Consider the following 265-nt stretch of genomic DNA (forward strand, 5'->3'; position numbering starts at 1 on the left):
ATGACCCGTACGGGATTCGAACCCATGTTACTGCCGTGAAAGGGCAGTGTCTTAAACCACTTGACCAACGGGTCATACTACAAAAATATACGGAGAGTGAGGGATTCGAACCCTCGAAACAGACTTTAATCCGTTTACATCATTTCCAATGATGCTCCTTCGGCCAGCTCGGACAACTCTCCATAGTACTCCGGCAGGCGGGCTCGAACCGTCGACAACCTGATTAACAGTCAGGTGCTCTACCAACTGAGCTATGCCGGAATAA

The 265-nt window shown here is 49.4% G+C and carries 3 tRNA genes; all 3 read right to left on the reverse strand.

Going from position 1 to position 265, the window contains the following annotated elements:
• Position 1: 1 nt before the first annotated feature.
• A tRNA-Glu gene (locus tag AC6UC9_RS07005) sits at positions 2–74 on the reverse strand.
• Between the two features lie 16 nt (positions 75–90).
• A tRNA-Ser gene (locus AC6UC9_RS07010) sits at positions 91–182 on the reverse strand.
• Between the two features lie 6 nt (positions 183–188).
• A tRNA-Asn gene (locus tag AC6UC9_RS07015) sits at positions 189–261 on the reverse strand.
• Positions 262–265: the final 4 nt, after the last annotated feature.

The sequence above is a fragment of the Fructilactobacillus sp. X7R4C1 genome, assembly GCF_059901115.1.